This window comes from Priestia sp. P5_B4 (assembly GCF_056400385.1).
In genome coordinates this window covers 1-3,942 of sequence record NZ_JBFULJ010000336.1, presented here as the reverse complement: position 1 = coordinate 3,942, position 3,942 = coordinate 1, and the positions used below count along the sequence as shown (strand labels likewise).

6 protein-coding genes are annotated in these 3,942 nt (G+C 33.1%); all 6 read right to left on the bottom strand.

What is annotated here, in order from left to right; genetic code table 11:
- Positions 1-200 precede the first annotated feature (200 nt).
- On the bottom strand, positions 201-425 hold the full coding sequence (locus AC1DRF_RS18770; protein WP_477741381.1) for a hypothetical protein: 225 nt from the start codon (positions 423-425) through the stop codon (positions 201-203).
- 168 nt (positions 426-593) lie between these two features.
- Complete coding sequence (locus tag AC1DRF_RS18765; RefSeq protein WP_477741380.1) at positions 594-815, bottom strand: hypothetical protein; 222 nt, start codon at positions 813-815, stop codon at positions 594-596.
- A 359-nt stretch (positions 816-1,174) separates the two neighbouring features.
- A complete protein-coding gene (locus AC1DRF_RS18760; RefSeq protein WP_033579301.1) occupies positions 1,175-1,570 on the bottom strand; it encodes an immunity 22 family protein in 396 nt (131 codons plus the stop codon).
- 19 nt (positions 1,571-1,589) lie between these two features.
- The gene (locus tag AC1DRF_RS18755) at positions 1,590-1,988 is read right to left on the bottom strand and encodes a hypothetical protein (RefSeq protein ID WP_477741379.1); all 399 of its coding nucleotides are present in this window, start codon (positions 1,986-1,988) and stop codon (positions 1,590-1,592) included.
- Positions 1,989-2,852: 864 nt separating this feature from the next.
- Complete coding sequence (locus tag AC1DRF_RS18750; RefSeq protein ID WP_013057446.1) at positions 2,853-3,293, bottom strand: SMI1/KNR4 family protein; 441 nt, start codon at positions 3,291-3,293, stop codon at positions 2,853-2,855.
- A gap of 15 nt (positions 3,294-3,308) precedes the next feature.
- Positions 3,309-3,833, bottom strand: a complete 525-nt coding sequence (locus AC1DRF_RS18745) for an HNH endonuclease (protein WP_477741378.1) — start codon at positions 3,831-3,833, stop codon at positions 3,309-3,311.
- Positions 3,834-3,942 lie beyond the last annotated feature (109 nt).

Sequence of the window (3,942 nt, the reverse complement as noted above, 5' to 3'; positions counted from 1 at the left end):
AGCTTAGGAGCAATTGGTGCATTTCCCTCTAACATTCTTGTAACATTTCGGCTATTAAACTCTTCTGCAAAACTTGAGTTTGCAACTGACTTCCAAAACTCTATATATTTCCCAATATTAACCTATAAATAGTTATAAAATTCTTTAAATGTGAGATATGCTTGACTATCTTCATTTATAGTAGAAGCTATTGAATCAATTTAAATCAAGACATGGTAATCATCCAAAGAAATTTTTAACTGCGACAAGTCATATTCATCTGAATCATTTTTGAATAAAATAGCTTTTATTTCACCAACACACCCTTCCCTCAAGCTAAAATTTTGCAATACTTMTTTCATTCTCTTTCTCATATTTATTTCTGTAAAAATATCTTCTAATAGAATTTCTATTTCTTCATACTCTTTCATCAGTTTGTATTCCATATTTCTCTCCTTAGTCCGAAACGTAATTATAATCTGTATCATCTACTTCTTTAATAAATACTGCAATTTATAAAATTACGAGCCCTACAGGGACTCTTTCAAGTATATTCACTTATTTTTTATGTATTTTTGGTTGATTGATAGGTTTCTCAATTTAATGTGGAGTTTTCACAAATTTAAAACAGCCTTTCTTCTCTTGCCTATCAGTAAATACACTTGGACTTTCCCTTCTCGATTTTCATCAACAAATTCCACACACGTTTCTTTCAAATAACCATAAAAATCTGAACTGTGCATGATGATTTCGTTATGTGCTACTATGTTAATAAATATTATGATTCTCCCCTTAAATTCAATCCCTTCGGAATACTCTGGAAGTTCATATTCCATCATATGATTTTACCACGGCTCTCTATTAGACAAACACTCTAGTACATTAAATCGATCACTCTTCATCTAAGAAAAAAAATCTTGAATGACTGGCTGTTTGTCTATTAACATGAAAAACCTCCTAATAGCCTAGTAATATACTATATCCCCTAAGAACGTACTTCTTTTTCTATTTTATCATTGTATAAAGCACTCCATGAGGGTACACTCATCATGAGTTTGCTATTTCACACAACCACGTTTACTTCGTCAAACAAATTATAATACATGCAAAAAAGCACCTTTTGTCATTAGACAAGAAGTGCTTTTTTCTTCAGATAATATATTAATAAATATACTTAGGTTCTTTAATTCAAACTCTAATCTTCATAAATAACAGAACCCATATATTTAAGCTTCCTACCATCAAGTTTTGCTTCCTCAACAAGTTCTTCATATTCAAAATCATACAACCGAATCACAATATTGTACGGTTCTTCTAAGCTTTCACCATAAAAGTCTTCAAGTTCACTTATAAGTGAATCAGAATACGAAGCATTCTTTAGTAATTCGGACAAAGAAGATGTAGGATATTCATTGTAGGTACATTCTAATAAGTCTTGATTGTACTCAAGGAAATTTATTTGAAAATCATTCATGAAGCTCGAAGGGATTCTATCTCCCTCATCATCATATTTTATTTCTACATACTTGCTTAACAAATCCTCATCACTACAATTTCCAAACCAAAGAGAAACAGCTCCTGGGTTTTCCATCATAATCCCCCTTTTCTATTTACCTAAGTCCTTCTGGCAATGAATCAATTCCACCTTTTAGCCTATAATGTGCCCAATTTCTTAATTTTCTTTTAAATGTATCGTAGTTAAGTGAGTAATCAATTAAATTGAGAAGCTCTCTATGAGCTTTGCCAGAACCATCAAACCCATGTCTTCCTACCGGATTAACAAATTCAACATCTTTCGTTAACGTTCTCATTTCTGCTATATCTTCAGCCGTTACACCCCACCGCTTAAAAATTGGCGCTCGTGATACTAAGTGCCATTCATGGTACCCACCAGGATAACGAATTCTACTCTCAATAATAGTCCTTAATTTTGGAGTAGACCAAGCTAATTCAAATTCATCTACGCTCAATTCATTAAACCATTTTGCAAAGGCTTTACTTCCGGGCATAGTCTCTGATGTAAAGGTTCTAGTCCTCGCGGTTTCTTTTACAAAGTGGTCTTTTACCAGTTTATTTAATTGCGCATTTGATAATTTTTTTCCTTCTGTTTTTTATTAGCAGAAGGTTTTTTTCGAGTGTCAGGTTTCACTCTACTTGCTTTAGGTCTTACCGGCTTCGGTATACTAGTGTTTGATCTGCTTTTGAAACGTTTCATACACCTTTTCCGACCAATTTATTACCACTTTTTTACTGACGATATTATACCTATCACTTCATATTTTGGTCGTTTTAGGTGTATATATGCCCGGAACTTCTGTTACTTTTGAAACAGATTTTATGGCACCTGCAGATTTTGCACACCCTACATTTGTAAACCGGACGAGTTTATTAAATAAAAGCAAATAAGCACCTATTGTCTAGAAGACAATCAAGTGCTTTAAGTTCATCTGTTTTTAAGCATCATTAAATTTGTAAGTGTTATAGTAACAGTATTACATCAAAACTTACTAGTTTGTACGAGTTCATTAATTTCATGCCCATTCTATGTGTTTGTTTATATTCATCACCCAGTAAAACGTCATCTCGCCTAATCTCGTACTTCTTTTTCTATTCTATCATTGCACATCATACTCCATGATGGTACAACCATCATGGAGTATGCACTTTTTAATAGTCTACTCTTTTTCTTTCGACTGCAAATACACTTTATTTTCTACTCACCCACATATATTTGTTATCTTTGACTACAAACCACATTTTTTGGCGTTCTCCTGTGTAAATTATAGTTTTAGCATTTATAAAGTCACTGTAATCCATTTCGTATATTTGCTTAATCTCTTAAATTATTAATTACAACATATAAAATTTGGTAACTAAGGATTCTTCAATCCATTAATAAAACCCTTAAAGCTATCAGCTATTTTATACGTATTTTCTTCTTCACTAGACTGCGGAAAATAAAAAGAGTGATCCCAATAATATACACCATGGTTTTCAGTATCTGTAATAAGTACAATTAATCCTGAACCTGGATCATCTCCTATTATTAAACTATTCGGTAACATATCTTCTTCAAACTCTTCATAGCATTCACTTAAATCAAAAGTTCTTTTTACACCTATACCATACAAGACATCTAAAGGGATTTCCTGATTTAATTCTTTAACAAAAAATTTACTATACCTAACTTTCGAAGTCCCCCCATTATATTCACTTAAAAATTTTTTATAATCTTCCGGAAGTAAAAATCCCAAAAACTCTTCTAATTCTTCAATCGATTCTTCAGTTGCTTTACCAAAAGCATTTAAATTCATTTATTTCACTCCCATTTAATCTTTTAACTTCTTAGCTAATGACATTCCACCCATATGTCGAAATCTTCTGTGCATCTCTTTATTAACTTCTTGCATTGTTGTTAAATCTTGATGATGGTGCCACGTGTTTTCATCTAATTTCGGTCCATTTGGAGCTAATTCATCAGCCTTAGCAAAATCAATGTCATATCTATTAAATTCACCTATCGGAACTTCTTGTCTTACCAACCCAGCAGATTTAAAGTCCGGAAAACMTCCAGGATAAGAAACTTGATTTGGAGGAATATCCCAATCAATATAAGTCCATATTCCTTCCTCGCCAATTTCGATTTTCCCACCTTTTTTCTGCCATTTTTCAGGATCTCTAGAATATAGGGGTTTAGTAGATAATTGTTCCTCTGTAAACTTCACTATTTCTGAATTTTTACCCGTACCCCTAGMAACAGCTTCCTGATCATAAACCCCTTCAACATTCGCTTTACTATCAGGCTTTTCCACTTTCTCCAAAGCTTTGGACTGACCTTTCGAAACATTCCCCATCTTATACGTCGTTAACCCATKTAACGCTTYACCAAAGGTCTKTCSAGGYAAMGCCTYTCCTATCCCTACCAGTTGAGGTTGAGGACGTAAAGTCGGYATCTCCGCATCT

Coding starts and splice junctions, on each gene's coding strand:
- AC1DRF_RS18765 (WP_477741380.1), bottom strand. CDS start 815: ATGGAATATGAACTTCCAGAGTATTCCGAAGGGATTGAATTTAAGGGG.
- AC1DRF_RS18755 (WP_477741379.1), bottom strand. CDS start 1,988: ATGCCCGGAAGTAAAGCCTTTGCAAAATGGTTTAATGAATTGAGCGTA.
- AC1DRF_RS18760 (WP_033579301.1), bottom strand. CDS start 1,570: ATGGAAAACCCAGGAGCTGTTTCTCTTTGGTTTGGAAATTGTAGTGAT.
- AC1DRF_RS18750 (WP_013057446.1), bottom strand. CDS start 3,293: ATGAATTTAAATGCTTTTGGTAAAGCAACTGAAGAATCGATTGAAGAA.